Annotated in this window: 16 protein-coding genes and 1 tRNA gene; 10 read left to right on the top strand and 7 right to left on the bottom strand. The window is 62.4% G+C overall.

All coding sequences use genetic code 11. The annotated features are described in order from the left end of the window. Positions 1-46: 46 nt before the first annotated feature. Together ACEN9T_RS18415 and ACEN9T_RS18420 are read right to left on the bottom strand one after the other, a co-directional pair. Positions 47-1,039, bottom strand: a complete 993-nt coding sequence (locus ACEN9T_RS18415; protein WP_413706715.1) for an asparaginase — start codon at positions 1,037-1,039, stop codon at positions 47-49. 136 nt (positions 1,040-1,175) lie between these two features. After that, the gene (locus ACEN9T_RS18420; protein WP_092971393.1) at positions 1,176-1,952 is read right to left on the bottom strand and encodes a ferredoxin--NADP reductase; all 777 of its coding nucleotides are present in this window, start codon (positions 1,950-1,952) and stop codon (positions 1,176-1,178) included. Positions 1,953-2,205: 253 nt separating this feature from the next. On the opposite strand from ACEN9T_RS18420, the gene lexA reads away from it, so the two are divergent. Continuing rightward, positions 2,206-2,856 (top strand): transcriptional repressor LexA, encoded by a 651-nt coding sequence (lexA, locus tag ACEN9T_RS18425; RefSeq protein ID WP_092971394.1) that lies wholly within the window; start codon positions 2,206-2,208, stop codon positions 2,854-2,856. Positions 2,857-2,975: 119 nt separating this feature from the next. Then, on the top strand, positions 2,976-3,161 hold the full coding sequence (locus ACEN9T_RS18430; protein ID WP_004626476.1) for a hypothetical protein: 186 nt from the start codon (positions 2,976-2,978) through the stop codon (positions 3,159-3,161). Positions 3,162-3,503: 342 nt separating this feature from the next. On the opposite strand, the gene ACEN9T_RS18435 is transcribed toward ACEN9T_RS18430, so the two are convergent. Both ACEN9T_RS18435 and ACEN9T_RS18440 read right to left on the bottom strand, forming a co-directional pair. After that, positions 3,504-3,815, bottom strand: coding sequence for a cupin domain-containing protein (locus ACEN9T_RS18435; RefSeq protein ID WP_092971395.1), 312 nt, complete (start codon positions 3,813-3,815; stop codon positions 3,504-3,506). A gap of 16 nt (positions 3,816-3,831) precedes the next feature. Next, positions 3,832-5,562, bottom strand: coding sequence for a dipeptidase (locus tag ACEN9T_RS18440; protein ID WP_092971396.1), 1,731 nt, complete (start codon positions 5,560-5,562; stop codon positions 3,832-3,834). A 132-nt stretch (positions 5,563-5,694) separates the two neighbouring features. Between ACEN9T_RS18440 and ACEN9T_RS18445 the strand changes: the two genes are divergently transcribed. Together ACEN9T_RS18445 and ACEN9T_RS18450 are read left to right on the top strand one after the other, a co-directional pair. Continuing rightward, a complete protein-coding gene (locus ACEN9T_RS18445; protein WP_092971397.1) occupies positions 5,695-6,090 on the top strand; it encodes a DUF4440 domain-containing protein in 396 nt (131 codons plus the stop codon). A 90-nt stretch (positions 6,091-6,180) separates the two neighbouring features. Further along, positions 6,181-6,256: transfer RNA gene (locus ACEN9T_RS18450), tRNA-His, on the top strand. 72 nt (positions 6,257-6,328) lie between these two features. Here the strand turns inward: ACEN9T_RS18450 and dusA are convergent. After that, positions 6,329-7,312 (bottom strand): tRNA dihydrouridine(20/20a) synthase DusA, encoded by a 984-nt coding sequence (dusA, locus tag ACEN9T_RS18455; protein WP_413708477.1) that lies wholly within the window; start codon positions 7,310-7,312, stop codon positions 6,329-6,331. Between the two features lie 95 nt (positions 7,313-7,407). Beyond that, positions 7,408-8,517, bottom strand: a complete 1,110-nt coding sequence (locus ACEN9T_RS18460; RefSeq protein ID WP_413706716.1) for an enoyl-CoA hydratase/isomerase family protein — start codon at positions 8,515-8,517, stop codon at positions 7,408-7,410. A gap of 146 nt (positions 8,518-8,663) precedes the next feature. On the opposite strand from ACEN9T_RS18460, the gene ACEN9T_RS18465 reads away from it, so the two are divergent. Further along, positions 8,664-9,569: a sterol desaturase family protein gene (locus tag ACEN9T_RS18465; protein ID WP_413706717.1), complete on the top strand. Its 906-nt coding sequence runs from the start codon at positions 8,664-8,666 to the stop codon at positions 9,567-9,569. Here the strand turns inward: ACEN9T_RS18465 and ACEN9T_RS18470 are convergent. Then, complete coding sequence (locus tag ACEN9T_RS18470; RefSeq protein WP_012435357.1) at positions 9,562-10,431, bottom strand: LysR substrate-binding domain-containing protein; 870 nt, start codon at positions 10,429-10,431, stop codon at positions 9,562-9,564. The genes ACEN9T_RS18465 and ACEN9T_RS18470 overlap by 8 nt on opposite strands. Before the next feature lie 187 nt (positions 10,432-10,618). On the opposite strand from ACEN9T_RS18470, the gene ACEN9T_RS18475 reads away from it, so the two are divergent. The 5 genes from ACEN9T_RS18475 to ACEN9T_RS18495 all read left to right on the top strand — a co-directional run bounded on the left by ACEN9T_RS18475 (position 10,619) and on the right by ACEN9T_RS18495 (position 14,314). Then, on the top strand, positions 10,619-11,455 hold the full coding sequence (locus tag ACEN9T_RS18475; RefSeq protein WP_092971871.1) for a transporter substrate-binding domain-containing protein: 837 nt from the start codon (positions 10,619-10,621) through the stop codon (positions 11,453-11,455). Between the two features lie 16 nt (positions 11,456-11,471). Beyond that, complete coding sequence (locus ACEN9T_RS18480; protein WP_413706718.1) at positions 11,472-12,164, top strand: amino acid ABC transporter permease; 693 nt, start codon at positions 11,472-11,474, stop codon at positions 12,162-12,164. 4 nt (positions 12,165-12,168) lie between these two features. Further along, a complete protein-coding gene (locus tag ACEN9T_RS18485) occupies positions 12,169-12,861 on the top strand; it encodes an amino acid ABC transporter permease (RefSeq protein ID WP_024975903.1) in 693 nt (230 codons plus the stop codon). A gap of 29 nt (positions 12,862-12,890) precedes the next feature. Next, the gene (locus ACEN9T_RS18490) at positions 12,891-13,646 is read left to right on the top strand and encodes an amino acid ABC transporter ATP-binding protein (RefSeq protein WP_092971402.1); all 756 of its coding nucleotides are present in this window, start codon (positions 12,891-12,893) and stop codon (positions 13,644-13,646) included. A 74-nt stretch (positions 13,647-13,720) separates the two neighbouring features. After that, entirely contained in the window at positions 13,721-14,314 is a 594-nt protein-coding gene (locus ACEN9T_RS18495; RefSeq protein ID WP_092971403.1) for a cysteine dioxygenase family protein, read from the top strand. The last annotated feature ends 63 nt before the right edge of the window (positions 14,315-14,377 follow it).

A 14,377-nucleotide genomic window follows, 5' to 3' on the forward strand; every position in this document is an offset into this window, starting at 1 on the left:
GCAAGGTTGGTTAGCCTACCATTATACGCAGGCCTTGGAGATTTTTTCAATATCGATCAATGACTTGCTGCAGAGAGGCAACTTCTGCCTGGGCGCGCCCCGAGGCCAGAAGCAACGTCAAGAGCACACGCGCCTTATATGGGTTCAGCGATCCGCTCGAGGCCCAGCGCTCTCCACTAGGTTGCGCGGGCACCAAGCCAGCCCCGGTACGCGTGGAGCGCAGCACGAAAACGCCCTGCTGACTCGCCCGGTTCAACGCCGCCTCGAGATTCGCATGGATAGAGCCCGCGCCTGTTGCGGCAATTACCAACCCCTGCACGCCCGCCGCGACTAACGCATCAACGACATGCGCATCGGGTTGCACATAGCTCGCCACCACTTCCACCCATGGCCACTGTCCCGCTGGCGGCATCGGCAGAACTTCCTCTGCAGTCACGCGCTGCGCAGCACGCTGAAACTGCACTTGGGCGTCGAGCACGAAACCCAGCGGCCCCACATCCGGCGAAACAAAGGCCTCGACCGCGTAAGTGTGCGCCTTTTGCACATCGCGGGCGGCATGCACGCGCTGGTTGATCGCCACCAGCACGCCACGCCCGCGCGCAGACGAACTGGCGGCCAATCGCACCGCGTTCAGCAGATTCAGAGGGCCATCCGCCGACAGCGACGTCGACGGCCGCATCGCCGCCGTCAGGACGATCGGCGTATCCGTCTGCTGCGTCAGGTGCAGCAACATCGCGGTTTCTTCAAGCGTGTCGGTACCGTGCGTGATGACCACGCCATCCACGCGCTCGACGTCGATCCAGTGACGAATACGCGCGACCAGCCTTTCCCATACGTCGAACGTCAGGTCCTTGCTGTCGATCTGGGCGACCTGCTCGGCGCGCACGTTGGCGATGCGCTCCAAACCAAGTTTGCTGGCCGCGAGCAGTTGATCGATGGGGACGGCGCCAGCGCGATAGCGCGCGGCGGAGCCAGCGTCGTCAGCAGAGCCAGCGATTGTGCCGCCGGTGGCGAGGATGGCGATGGTAGGCAAGGACATCGTTGCAGACATGCGTTGTGGGCAAGGCGCGCATTGTATCCGCCCGCCCCGCCTTTGCCGACGCGGGATTGCCCTGGGCGCCCAGAAAACAAAACGCCGGCACTCAGGCCGGCGTTTGGAACGGAAGCAGTGTCGATTATTTCTCGACGAAGGCGCGTTCGATCACGTAGTCACCGGCTTCGCCCATGCGAGGCGAAATCTTGAAACCACGGGCATCGAGCAGCTTGCAAGTGTCTTCCAGCATGGCTGGGCTACCGCAGATCATGGCGCGATCGACGGCCGGGTCCATCGGAGGCAGACCGATGTCGGCGGACAGCTTGCCGTTCTCGACGAGGTCAGTCAGGCGGCCCATGTTGCGGAACGGCTCGCGCGTGACGGTCGGGTAATAGATCAGCTTCTCGCGCACCTGATCGCCGAAGAACTCGTTATTCGGCAATTCGCGGGTGATGAAGTCGGCATAGGCCAGCTCGCTCACTTGGCGCACACCGTGCAGCAGCACGACCTTCTCGAAGCGTTCGTAGGTGTCCGGGTCTTGGATGATGCTCATGAACGGTGCGAGGCCAGTGCCAGTGCCGAACAGATACAGGTTCTTGCCAGGCAGCAGGTCATCGAGCACGAGCGTGCCGACCGGCTTCTTGCTCACCAGCAGCTTGTCGCCCACTTTCAGATGCTGCAGACGCGACGTCAGCGGGCCGTTCTGCACCTTGATGCTGAAGAACTCAAGGTGCTCTTCATAGTTCGGGCTGGCAATGCTGTAGGCGCGCATCAAGGGCTTGCCCTCGACTTCCAGCCCGATCATGACGAAGTGGCCGTTATGGAAGCGCAGCGCCTGATCGCGCGTGGTCTTGAAGCTGAACAGCGAGTCGTTCCAGTGATGGACGCTCAGAACGGTCTCTTGATTGAAGGCGGACATGGTGACGTTCGGGCCAGCCCAACGGAGTTCAATCGGGCTATGTGGCAATGCAAAAATCGGTCAAGGCCTTGATTTTATGCGATTCCCCGCAGCCGCGCCTGCATGGATTGCGCATAAGCTTCTAACCACTCGCATGGGTTTTGACGCCGGTCATAAGCAGCGGGCGCTCGCGCAACACGTCACAACAAAATCACTTGCGCTTCCCGCATCACTGTATAAAATCACAGCACCTGTTCAAATATACAGTACGCCAATGGCCGCCCTCACCCCTCGCCAACAGCAGATTTACGACCTGATCCGCCAGACGATCCAGCGCACGGGCTTTCCGCCCACACGCGCCGAGATTGCCGCAGAGTTCGGTTTCTCATCGCCCAATGCGGCCGAGGAACACCTGCGTGCGCTGGCACGCAAGGGTGTGATCGAACTGACGCCGGGCGCCTCTCGCGGCATTCGACTGCGTGCAGCCGGCGACGCGGCACAGCATCAGTTCTCGCTGCCGTCGATGGGGCTGATGCAATTGACGCTGCCGCTGGTGGGCCGCGTGGCTGCCGGTAGTCCAATCCTGGCCGCAGAGCACATTGATCGCCAGTATCAGGTCGACCCGTCCCTGTTCTCTGCGCAGCCCGATTTTCTGCTGAAGGTGCGTGGCATGAGCATGCGCGACGCCGGCATTCTGGATGGCGATCTCCTGGCCGTGCAGCGCGCCGCCGAAGCCACCAACGGCAAGATCGTGGTGGCTCGACTGGGTGACGACGTCACGGTCAAGCGCTTCCAGCGCAAGGGCCGCCATGTCGAGCTGATTGCCGAAAACCCGGATTTCGAACCGATCCACGTTGATCTGGATCGTGATGAGTTTCACCTGGAGGGCTTGGCCGTCGGTCTGATCCGGCCTGCTGCTCCGTAAGTCTCCGGCGCATCTCAGCGCCAAACCTTCGCTGTTTGATCCAACCTGGAGGTGAGCCATCGGCTCGCCAGGGCGGAGTCTTGCCACTCGCTTTTCCACCCGAACTCACGAGGTCTGCCATGCGACTCGGATCGATGTCTTCCCGCCGCCGCCCGGTACAGCCGGTACCTTTCCGCCAAACCCAGGGCGTGCGCATCTATCAGGGGGAGCAACGCCGCACGATGGTTGGCAGCATGGCCGCCATCTGCCGCATGCTCGATGCGATTCCGGCGGCTTCACGTACTGCTGGCGCCGAAAGCTGCTGAGGGAAAGTAAGACGATGAAGGGCTGTGAAGGGCGCCGCCGCGGCCGATCAGGGCATACCCCAATGCTGTCGCCGCAACTGATTTCATACACTTGCCGTGCCCTGAGGACAGGGCTTTCTTCAACTGATTTTCGGCCCGCCGTTTGAGCGGGCTGTTTTTTCTGTTCGCAAGTTGCTGCAGCGGCACATTCAACGATGTTCCGTCAGCAAAACGGACGTTTACCCGGATGTTGTTTGGCGTACGTGACAGTAGTATTGCCAGTGCCCTCAGGGGCAATGAGATCGCTGAATTCAAAGCCCGCAGTTGCGGGCTTTTTTTTCGCTGCAACCATCCGGCGAGCCGCTAAACGCTCCCGGCTTTCTCGACGACGAGAATTCTTGCCTCGCCGCGCGGGTGCGCCACATGCTCGCAGCCAACGCCGGCAAAGAAGATGTCGCCGTGCTCCAGCGTCGCGACCTTCTCTTCGCCGGCTTCGCGGTAATGCATGTCGACCGTGCCGTCGAGCACCACGAACACCTCTTCGCCGTCGTTCACATGCCAGCGATAAGGCTGGTCCGTCCAATGCAGGCGCGTGGTAATGCCGCTCATATTGGCAATGTCGAGCGCGCCCCAGGCACGCTCGGCAGTGAACGACTTGGCGCGAATGATCTTCATGGCGATCGCGTCTCGTTTACTGCATCGACTGCAGATTGCCGATACGTACCAGCATCTCGGTGAACATCTGCATATCGAGGTCGAGGTCCGGCACTTCCTTGTACTCATTGGCGTTGTGCGCGGTGTACTTCTTGCCGGGCATCGCGGGGCCGAAGTTGATGGCATTCGGCATCAGCTTGGCGGTCGTGCTGCCGGCCGTGGGGACGGGCTTGGCGTCAAGACCCGTCGTGTCACCGTAAATGTTGAGCAGCGTCGACAACCATGCCCCCTTAGGATCACGCGCCATCCAGTTGCCCTGATCGTGGTTGATCTCAAGGGCGACGTGGTTGGCGTTGGCCCACGCGTTGATCTTGCCGGCGATCTCACCGCGCAGCGCGTCGGGCGTTTTGCCGCGCGGCATGCGCACGTTGGCGGTCACCTCCACGCGGCCGTTCTTGTCACCGATCACCGTAGGCGAGATGGTGAGGGGCCCCATGAAGTCGTCCTTGTAGGCAAGGCCCATGGTGTTGCCGAGGTAGTCCGTGCCATAAAGGTCGGTCAGATAGCGCACGGCGTGGGCGTAAGCGTTGTCTGCGAGGCCGAGATCAGCTGCCCGCAGGAACAGCGCCAGACGCGGCAGCGGGTTGACGCCCTCCTCCGGGCGCGAGCCGTGCGCCGACGTGCCGGTCACCTTAACGACAAGGCTGTCTGCGGTGCGTGTGATGTCGATCGAAAACTTGCCCTGTGCGGCCAAGCTGCTCACGAACGCATCGCGCTTGGCTTCGAGCGCGGCGGCTGCCACGCCCAGATCGCCGCCCTTGAGCGTGGCGGTGGCCGTCTGCGGGACCGAGCTGGCCGACGCCGCGCCCGTCATCGAAACGATGGCCGTATGCGAGGCATCGCCGGCCTGCGCAGGGAAGAACACCTTCAGCGCGCCGGTGCCTTTCTCGGCAACCACGGCCGGGTATTTGCTGTCGAGCACGATGTTGTACGCAGGCAATTGCGTGTGCTCGCGGTAGTACTTCATGCCATCGCCACCCGTTTCTTCGGTGGTTTCGATCATCAGACGGATCGTCCGCGCGAGCGGCACGCCGCTGTCCTTGACCGTTTTCATGGCGTACATGGCGGCGGCAATCGAGCCTTTGTCGTCAATCGTGCCGCGGCCGTACAGCAAATTGCCGACGCGCGTGACCTTGAACGGATCGAGCTTCGTGCCGTCGCCGAGCACCCATTCTTCAGGCTTTGCGGGTACGACATCAGCGTGTGTCAGGATGCCGAATTCGTCCGAACCGGTGCCGGGCAGCGTGACTTCAAATACACGGTTATCGACGTTGCGGTATTTCAGGCCAAAGTCGTGCGCCATGCCTTCGATCAGCTTCCCAAACGCGACGATGGCAGGGTTTTCGTACTGCGGAATCTTGTCGTCGCGCACCGTGGGCAGCGCGACCATCTTCTCGATCGAGGCGATCACGGCCTGCTGGTTGTGCAGGCGGTTGTACAGACCGAGCAGACGCCCGATGTTGACGAGGTCGTCGCCAGTGAGCGCGGCCTTCTTCTGGTACGCGGCAACACTGCCTGCGACCCGCGGATCAGCCTTGGCGGCTGCCGCTAGAAAGCTGTTCAGGTCAGCAGATGCCTTGGATTGTTCGGCGGCGAGCAGCGCATCGAGTTGCGGTTTCTGAAGCGTGGCGGCAAAGGCGCCGGTGCCGCAAGCCAGCGACAGTGCGATCGTCAGCGAAGACAGGCCAATACGGGCAGTGCGTTGCATCGGAGTGGTTTCCGGAAAAGGGAAAGGCGCCATCATAGGGGCGAAGCACAAGCCATGCATTGTGCACCGCGAAAAACGCTAAGCCACGCTCGCTGCGCGGTATGCTTGGAACTTTCCCAGGAGGCTTGCCGCATGGAACCGTCTCTTGATACCGCCCCCGGTCTGCTGAGCGTGCTGGAAGAACTGCGCCGGCGCGAACCGATCTTCCATCGCCCCGAATTAGGCACGCGCCGCGAAGATTTTGAGCGCATGACCACGGAAGATTTCTGGGAAACAGGCGCCTCGGGTCAGCGGTATAGCCGCAGCTATGTGCTCGGCGTTCTCGATGCCCGGCACGGCCATATCGGCGAGGACTTCTGGCAAACGCGCGATTTCCGCTGCCAGGAGATTGCGCCGGACAACTACTTGCTGACGTACACGCTGGTGCAATCGAACCGGACGACGCGCCGGGCGACGTTGTGGCGGCGAACAGCGGATGGCTGGAAGATTGTGTACCACCAGGGAACGGTCGTGGCGGAAGCTCGTTGAACTCCCTTGCGAAACCCTCTAGGCAAGTCGAAAGAATGTTTGTATAATCGCTGTTTCCTTGAACGGCGAGGCGCTGCTCAAGGAACAATGGTGGCTGTAGCTCAGTTGGTAGAGTCCCAGATTGTGATTCTGGTTGTCGTGGGTTCGAATCCCATCAGTCACCCCAAGATTCAAGAAAAAGCCCGCATTCGCGGGCTTTTTTGCATTCAACGGTCGGGGCACCCCACCCCTTCGTGCGTCAAACCGCTACCGCCTCATCGTTCGATTCTTCGCCGCGCCGCAGGTGCGCCCGCGCCTCGTCGAAGAGCGCGTGGGCGTCGGCCAGCGTCTTGACGCGGCCAAGCGCCTTGGAATCCGACAGCACGCGCCGCCAGCCCCGCGCGCCCGCCACGCCGCGATACAGCCCCAGCATATGGCGCACCGCCGCCCCAGCGAAGCCGCCGCGCTCTACCCAGCGGCCGACGTAGCCGATCATCGCGTCTTCCACCTCTGCGCGCGTGAGGGCCTCGGTGCCTGCGCCGTAGTACCGCGCATCGAACACCGCCATCAGATGCGGATGGTGATACGCCTCGCGGCCGATCATGACGCCATCAACGTGCGCAAGGTGCGTGTCGATCTGCTCCAGCGTCTGCACCCCGCCGTTAAGCAGGATTTCCAGATGCGGAAAATCCCGCTTGAGCTGGTAGACGACTTCGTAGCGCAGCGGCGGAATCTCGCGGTTTTCCTTCGGGCTCAGGCCTTTGAGGATGGCGTTGCGCGCGTGGACGATGAATGTCTCGCAGCCGGCCTCGGCGATGGTGCCGACGAAATCGCGCACGAAATCGTAGGTCTCGATGGCGTCGATGCCGATGCGGTGCTTGACCGTGACCGGAATCGACACCGCGTCGCGCATCGCCTTGACACCCTGGGCGACGAGCTTCGGTTCGGCCATCAGGCACGCGCCGAACGCGCCTCGCTGCACGCGCTCCGACGGGCAGCCGCAGTTGAGGTTGATTTCCTTGTAGCCCCATTGCTGGCCGAGGCGCGCGGCCTGGGCGAGATCATCAGGTTCGCTGCCGCCGAGCTGCAGTGCCACGGGGTGCTCGACCTCGTCGAAATCGAGGTGGCGCGGGACGTCGCCGTGCAGCAGCGCGCCGGTGGTCACCATTTCCGTGTAGAGCCACGTGTGGCGCGAGATCTGGCGATGGAAGAACCGGCAATGTCGGTCAGTCCAATCCATCATCGGGGCCACCGACAAGCGGCGAGGGTTGAGCGTGGGGCGTTCAGCGGTCACAGCAAGATCAACGATTCAAATTCCAGGCGCGCAGTTTACCGGTTCTAGTCCGTCAGCCCCAGCAGCGGATGCTGCTCATGGCGCCACGGCGAGATAAAGAACGCAGCCACTTCATCGTCACGCACGGCGTCGATGTTCGCGTGCTTCCACTTTGGCGCATGATCCTTGTCGACCGCGAGTGCGCGAATGCCCTCGATACCGTCGCCTTCAGCAAACACGTGCGTCATCATGTCCAGCTCGCGGCGTAGTTCATCTGCCAACGTGGTGTGGCGGCCGCGACGGATCAGCTCCAGCGTCACCGCCATCATCAACGGCGAGCGCTTGGCCATGTGCGCGGCGGTCTGTGCGGCCCATTCGGCATCCGTGCTGCCGGCCAGATCGGCGAAGATGCCTTGCACGCTGTTCTGACTGAAGCAGTCATCGATAGCCTCGCGGTGAGGCGCGATGAGCGCCTTGGCATCATCGGGCGCCGATGCGGCTTCGGTAAAGCAGGCAGCGATCTGCTCGGCGCTGCTCCAGTTGCCGTCACGCAGGCGCTGGACGATGGCCGCCAGCGCCTCGGCGGTGACGTGGCAGTCGGCGAAGCCGACCGACAGCGCGTCGGCCGCCTCAATCATCTGCCCGGTCACGCCCAGGTATTCGCCCACATGGCCCGGCACGCGCGCCAAGAACCAACCGCCGCCCACATCTGGGAACAAACCGATGTTGGTTTCGGGCATGGCCATCTTCGTGCGCTCGGTCACCACACGCAGCGATGCGCCTTGCGAAATGCCCATACCACCGCCCATCACCACGCCGTCCATCAGAGCGATGTAGGGCTTGGCATAGCTGAAGATGAGGTGGTTGAGGCGGTATTCCTCCGTGAAGAAGGTGATGAGTTGCGGGTCGCCGGCCGTGGCGGCGCGGTGGAAGAAACGAATGTCGCCGCCCGCACACAAGGCCTTGCCGCCCTCGCCACGTAGGATGACGGCGTGGACTTCCGGATCGTGCTGCCAGGCCAGCAACGCATGCGACATCGCGCGGATCATCTCCAGCGACAGCGCGTTAAGCGCCTGTGGCCGGTTCAGCGTCAGCCAGCCGATGCCGCCGCGTACTTCGGCGATCACGTTCGGTTGGACTTCAGCCTGAGGCGCGATGGAAACGGTGGATTGCATGTCTCGGATGTTGTTGTGGGAATAACGGCTCGCACTGTACACGACAGCGCATTGAAGCGAGGAAGGGCTCTAGCCCGCCCTCTTTCGCAGCGCGGGTGTTGGGCGTATACCTGCCAGTTGGAGACGACACACATCACAACAATCCAATGACCCCTGCCAACGCCACCCCGGGCGCATCCAGTTTCGACCCAGGCCTGATCCTGCTGGCCTTTGCGCCGATCTTCTTACTGACCATCGGCGCTGAGGCGTGGTACTGGCGCAAGCGGGATCCGTCCGTCTACAGCTTCAAGGACACCGTTTCAAACGCCTGCCTTGCGCTCATGCACCAGGCGTCGGATGCGTTCTTCCTGTGGCTGATGATCAAGACGGTCTATTCGTGGACGTACAGCCACGGCCTGCGTGCGATGCCCGAGACGTGGTGGTCATTCGGGTTGCTCCTGCTGCTGCAGGATTTTCTGTACTACTTCTTCCACCGCGCCAGCCACCGCGTGCGCTGGATGTGGGCCTCGCATGTGACGCATCACTCGTCGGAAGGCATGAATTTTTCGACGGCGTTCCGCCAGAGCCTGACCTATCCGATTTCCGGCATGTGGCTGTTCTGGATTCCTCTTGCGTGGATCGGCTTTACGCCGGACTGGGTGATCCTCGCCGTGGGCCTGAACCTCGCGTTCCAGTTTTTCGTCCATACGCGGCTGGGCGCGCTGGATTCGCGCTACGCGGGCTTCTGGCGCTGGCTCGGGCAATACGTGAATACGCCGTCAGTGCATCGCGTGCACCACGCCAAGAACCCGCAGTACATCGACCGCAACTACGCCGGCGTGCTGACCATCTGGGATCGCATGTTCGGCAGCTTCGTGCCAGAGGAAGATGCACCCGTCTTTGGCATCACGCGGCAGGTCCACGCACACAACCCGATCACCCTCACCTTCCACGAATGGCGCGACATGTGGGCAGACGTGTTCCGCGATCGGGACATTCGCTACCTGTGGAAACCACCCGAGTGGCGCAGCCCCCGCGCTGCGGTCACGGCCGAGGCGATGCCGCTCACATGAACGGCGGGCCGAAGCGCGTGGCGACGCGATCGGTGGAATCGAACAGATCGCGCAGGACGGCACTGGTGCACGTCGGCTGCACGTACAGATAAAACGCCACTTCCGGCAGGCGCGGCAGGCCATCGGCTTCAGTCAGCACACGCATGTTGGCATCGAGCAGTTCGGTCGTGCGCGCCGTCACGCCCAGCCCCGCGCTGATCGCAGCCTTGATGCCCGTCAGCGTGGGCGACAGGTAACTCGTGCGCCACGGAATGTGGTGCGCATCCAGGCACTCGATCGACAGCTGGCGGAACAGGCTCAACTCGTCGGCCATGACCAGCGGCACCGGCGCGGCGGGGTTAAAGATGAAATCTTCCGCGCAGATCCACACCATCGGCGACGTGCGCAGCTTGATGCCGGGAAACGCATCGTCATAGCGCGTAGAAATCGCCAGGTCTAGCGTCTTGTCGCGCAACGCGTCCATCAGGAACGGGCTGCGTCCAACGTTGATTTCCATCTGCAATTCCGGCGACAGCTTGGACAACCGCCGCAGCAGATTCGGCAAGATCGAATCGGCCACATCATGCGGTGAGCCGATGCGGATTTTCTCGATTGGGCCGCCGGTCTGGATCACCTGCACGGCCTGGTCGTTGAGCGCCAGGATCTTGTGCGCATAGGCGACAAGCCGCACGCCATCGGGCGTCATCATCTTGTGGCGGCCGCGCTTCTCGAACAGCGCGCAGCCCATTTCCTCCTCCAGCCGCTGCATCTGCTGCGTGACCGCAGACTGCGTGCGCCCCACCCGTGCCGCTGCTGCGGCAAACGTCTCGTGCTGTGCGATCGCTACGAATGTGCGCAGCAAATCGATGTCCAGATTTCGCATCTCGATCCCGATACTTCAGAAGCCCTAATCAGTTCCGACCAAAAATTAAATTGTTCTGCGCAATTCTGGCCGATAACCTGCCGGAAATACAAATAACACTGAACGAACAATACGTTCAGGCAGACACCTGAGCCGCGGGGGAATCGCGGTCCGACACTGAATCGGTTTCATACAAAGGAGGAACACCATGTGGGTATGGAAATGGGCACAAGCCGCTGCGACGCTGACCTTGGGCACGCTGGGCGTGGCAGGTGTGGTGCACGCAGACGCGCTGACCGACATCAAATCGCGCGGCACGCTGGTCTGCGGCACCCAGAACGCCAGCGAGCCTTACGCCTTTCCCGACGCCGCCACGCGGCAGATCGTCGGCTTTGACGTGGATGTCTGCAGCGCGTTGGCCAAGGGGCTGGGCGTCAAGCTGGAGCACCGCGCGCTGTCAACCGACGCACGCATTCCTGAACTGAAGACACATCGCGTGGATGTGCTGGCCGCTGCCGTAGCGTGGATGCCGGCGCGTGCCGCGCAAGTGGATTTCAGCAACCAATATTTCGTTGCGCCAATCCGCGTGCTGGTGCGGGCTGATTCGCCCATCCAGACGCTCGATCAGCTTGCCAACAAGAAAATCGCCGCATCCGAAGGTTCCAGCTCGGCAGCGGTGTCGGTCACGCGCCTGCCGGATTCGCGTCTGCTGACCTTCCACGATATTTCGTCTGCGTATCTCGCTTTGCAGCAAGGCAAGGTCGACGGGCTGGTGGCGGGGCAGCTCGTGCTGGCGCGCTTTGCCAACGAGGCAGCGCAGAAAGGCGGCCAGCAATATCGCCTGCTGACGGCGCCCGTCTATGAAGAACGCTGGGGCGTGGTGATGAACAAGAACGAGCCCGCGCTCATGGCAGCCGTCAACAAGGTGCTGGCGGATTACGACCAGTCCAGCGGCCTGCAGACGAGCTTCGACAAGTGGCTCGGCGCCAAGTCGATCTACAAGTTCTCGCGCGACTACAAGGTCGAACCGATCAAGCCGCAGTAAGCCCAAGGCGGCCGACATGTTCGATCTCTCGTTCCTGCTCGAAGACGGCTACCTGCGCCTGCTGCGGGACGGCATCCTGACCACGTTGCGTCTGTTTGTCGTCTCGGGCCTGCTGGCCATCGCCGTTGGCGTTTCACTGGCAACGCTGCGTGCGCTGCCGGTGCGCGTGTTCAAGGCGTTCGTCATTGTGGTTGTCGAATACCACCGCAACGTGCCGATGCTGGTGCAGATCCTGGTGTGGTATTTCGGCATCCCGCAGTTGCTGCCGGACTCGCTCAAGGTATGGATCAACGCCGGCAACACCGAGTTCTTCTTCGCGGCGATTGCCCTGGCACTGAACTCGGGCGCGTTCATCTCCGAAGACCTGCGCTCCGGCCTGCGTGCGATCCCGCATACGCAGCAGGAGGCGGCGTGGTCGATCGGGCTGACGCATCTGCAGGCGCTGCGTTACGTGATCCTGCCGCAGGGGATTCGTGTGGCGCTGCCAGCACTGCTCAACCAGGCGCTGTTGCTGTTCAAGAACAGCTCGCTGGCGATGGCCATCGGCGTGCACGAGTTGCTCTACCGCACGCGGCAGATCGACAACCTCACCTTCCGCACGTTTGATGTGTTCCTCATCGCCACGCTGCTGTATCTGCTCGGCACGCTTGCGCTGATGTCGCTGTCGGATCGCGTTGCCAAGCGACGCACGACGCCACTGGGGGTCTGACGCCATGCTTGAAATCCTGCATGACTATCTGGCGTTGTTTCTGGTCGGGTCGTGGCCGAATGGGCCGCTGGGCGGCGTGGCGGTGACACTGGTGCTTTCGGTGCTGGGCCTGGTGATGTCGTTTCCGATTGCAGTGCTGATCGGCCTGGCGCACGTGAGCCCGTGGCGCTGGCTGCGTCGTATTGCCGGTGTTTGGTCTCGCCTGGTGCGCGGCATTCCGCTGCTGATGATCATCTTCTGGGCCTACTTTGCGGTGCCGCTGCTGGTGGGCAAGGAAGTGTCGGCGTTCACCACGGCCGTCTGCGCGATCATCGTCTACGAGAGCGCATTCCTCTCGCAGATCGTGCGCGCCGGGCTCGAGGGCCTGCCGCGCGGGCAGATGGAAGCAGCGCGCTCGAACGGCCTGTCCTGGCTGCAGAGCATGCGCTACGTACAGCTGCCGCAAGCGCTGACCAACATGCTGCCGTCGATCGTCAACCAGTTCGTGTCGATCATCAAGGCAACGTCGCTCGCCTATGTGATTGGCGTGCCGGAGCTGACGTACTCGGCGGCGCAGGTCAACACCATCACGCTGACCAAGCCACTGGAGACCTTCCTCGTGCTGGCAGCCTTCTACTTCGTTCTGTGCTTCGCCATCTCGCGCTTCGCGGGGCAGCTGGAGCGCCGCATTGCCCGCCATCGCGCAGGGCTCGCCTAGGAACAATCCCTTGCCGGAGACCACATCCCATGCTGGCATTTGAAAACGTCGACAAGTACTACGACGACTACCACGCGCTCAAAGGCATCAATGCCACCATCGAACGCGGTGAAGTCGTTGTGGTGTGCGGCCCCTCGGGCTCGGGCAAATCCACGCTGATCCGCACGGTCACGCGGCTGGAAGCCATCCACGGCGGATGTATCCGCTTCGAAGGACGCGATGTCCATGCACGCGATGTACGCGTCAACCAATTGCGTGCGCGCATCGGCTTCGTGTTCCAGAATTTCAACCTGTTCCAGAACCTGTCGGTGCGGCAGAACCTGATCCTCGGGCCAACCAAAGTGCTCGGTCTGTCGCGCGACGAAGCGACGGCGCAAGCCGAAGCGCTGCTTGCCAAGGTCGGCCTTGCCCACAAGATCGACGCGATGCCCGCGAACCTCTCGGGCGGCCAGCAGCAGCGCGTGGCAATTGCGCGGGCGCTGGCGATGAAGCCGCCGCTCATGCTGTTTGATGAGCCGACCAGCGCGCTCGACCCCGAGATGGTGCAAGAGGTTCTGCACGTGATGCGCCAGCTGGCAGACGACGGTCTCACGATGATGATCGTCACCCACGAAATGGGCTTCGCGCGCGATGTGTCGAGCCGTGTCTGGTTCATGGACCAGGGCGAGTTGCTGGAGGACTCGCCGCCTGACCAGTTCTTCAGCCGACCGAAGCACGCGCGTGCGCAGCGCTTTCTGCAAGACGTCCTGCGGCCGGCCCCGCGCATAGCTGAACTCGTCGCCTGACACCGACAACGACAACGACAACAACGCCACGTAATACAACGCAAGGCGCCCCAATACCTCAGGAGAATCCATCCATGTCCACATCTCTTCCTCACCAACGCCAAGCGGCAGTCAATGATGCGATTACCGCCATGAAAGCCGCACTTGCACCCGAAGGTGAAACACGCCCCGCACTGGCGGACGTGCTCGAACAGGTCAAAGGACTCGCCGCACGCACGGAGTTCTGGCAGGAAACCGACTTCCCGCCTCCCAGCGACGGCGAGCTGCAAGCCCGCTACCTGATTCACGAAGATGCCGACCAGACCTACGCGCTGTACCTGAACGTCATGCGCCCGGGCAAGAAGATCACGCCGCACAACCACACCACGTGGGCCTGCATCGCCGCCGTGGACGGCACGGAATACAACTACGTCTACCGCCGCACCGACGACCGCGCCACACCCGGCGTCGGCACGCTGGAAATGACCGACACCGTCGTCGTCGAACCCGGTACCGGCATCGCGCTGGCAGCCGAAGACATCCACGCGGTTGAGATCAAGGGCGAGGCGCCCATCCGCCATCTGCACATGTACGGACGCGCACTCGAAACGCTGACCGAGCGCATCACGTTCGACCTGGCGACCGGCCGCTACCAGACCATGGGCATCGGCGTGAAGACGCGCCGCTAACCGCCTAGCCGCAACCCGAATCGCGTTGCCTGTAATCCGCGCTGCGTGCGCGGAGGGGCGCGC

The organism is Ralstonia sp. Ralssp110, assembly GCF_047325135.1.
Lineage (GTDB): Bacteria > Pseudomonadota > Gammaproteobacteria > Burkholderiales > Burkholderiaceae > Ralstonia > Ralstonia mojiangensis.

Excerpts from the sequence above, each read along its gene's own strand:
- ACEN9T_RS18480 (WP_413706718.1), top strand. The coding sequence starts at position 11,472 with ATGTTCGATCTCTCGTTCCTGCTCGAAGACGGCTACCTGCGCCTGCTG.
- ACEN9T_RS18415 (WP_413706715.1), bottom strand. The coding sequence starts at position 1,039 with ATGTCCTTGCCTACCATCGCCATCCTCGCCACCGGCGGCACAATCGCT.
- ACEN9T_RS18460 (WP_413706716.1), bottom strand. The coding sequence starts at position 8,517 with ATGCAATCCACCGTTTCCATCGCGCCTCAGGCTGAAGTCCAACCGAAC.
- ACEN9T_RS18495 (WP_092971403.1), top strand. The coding sequence starts at position 13,721 with ATGTCCACATCTCTTCCTCACCAACGCCAAGCGGCAGTCAATGATGCG.
- ACEN9T_RS18470 (WP_012435357.1), bottom strand. The coding sequence starts at position 10,431 with ATGCGAAATCTGGACATCGATTTGCTGCGCACATTCGTAGCGATCGCA.
- ACEN9T_RS18440 (WP_092971396.1), bottom strand. The coding sequence starts at position 5,562 with ATGCAACGCACTGCCCGTATTGGCCTGTCTTCGCTGACGATCGCACTG.
- ACEN9T_RS18490 (WP_092971402.1), top strand. The coding sequence starts at position 12,891 with ATGCTGGCATTTGAAAACGTCGACAAGTACTACGACGACTACCACGCG.
- ACEN9T_RS18435 (WP_092971395.1), bottom strand. The coding sequence starts at position 3,815 with ATGAAGATCATTCGCGCCAAGTCGTTCACTGCCGAGCGTGCCTGGGGC.
- ACEN9T_RS18465 (WP_413706717.1), top strand. The coding sequence starts at position 8,664 with ATGACCCCTGCCAACGCCACCCCGGGCGCATCCAGTTTCGACCCAGGC.
- lexA (WP_092971394.1), top strand. The coding sequence starts at position 2,206 with ATGGCCGCCCTCACCCCTCGCCAACAGCAGATTTACGACCTGATCCGC.
- ACEN9T_RS18430 (WP_004626476.1), top strand. The coding sequence starts at position 2,976 with ATGCGACTCGGATCGATGTCTTCCCGCCGCCGCCCGGTACAGCCGGTA.
- dusA (WP_413708477.1), bottom strand. The coding sequence starts at position 7,312 with ATGATGGATTGGACTGACCGACATTGCCGGTTCTTCCATCGCCAGATC.
- ACEN9T_RS18445 (WP_092971397.1), top strand. The coding sequence starts at position 5,695 with ATGGAACCGTCTCTTGATACCGCCCCCGGTCTGCTGAGCGTGCTGGAA.
- ACEN9T_RS18420 (WP_092971393.1), bottom strand. The coding sequence starts at position 1,952 with ATGTCCGCCTTCAATCAAGAGACCGTTCTGAGCGTCCATCACTGGAAC.
- ACEN9T_RS18475 (WP_092971871.1), top strand. The coding sequence starts at position 10,619 with ATGTGGGTATGGAAATGGGCACAAGCCGCTGCGACGCTGACCTTGGGC.
- ACEN9T_RS18485 (WP_024975903.1), top strand. The coding sequence starts at position 12,169 with ATGCTTGAAATCCTGCATGACTATCTGGCGTTGTTTCTGGTCGGGTCG.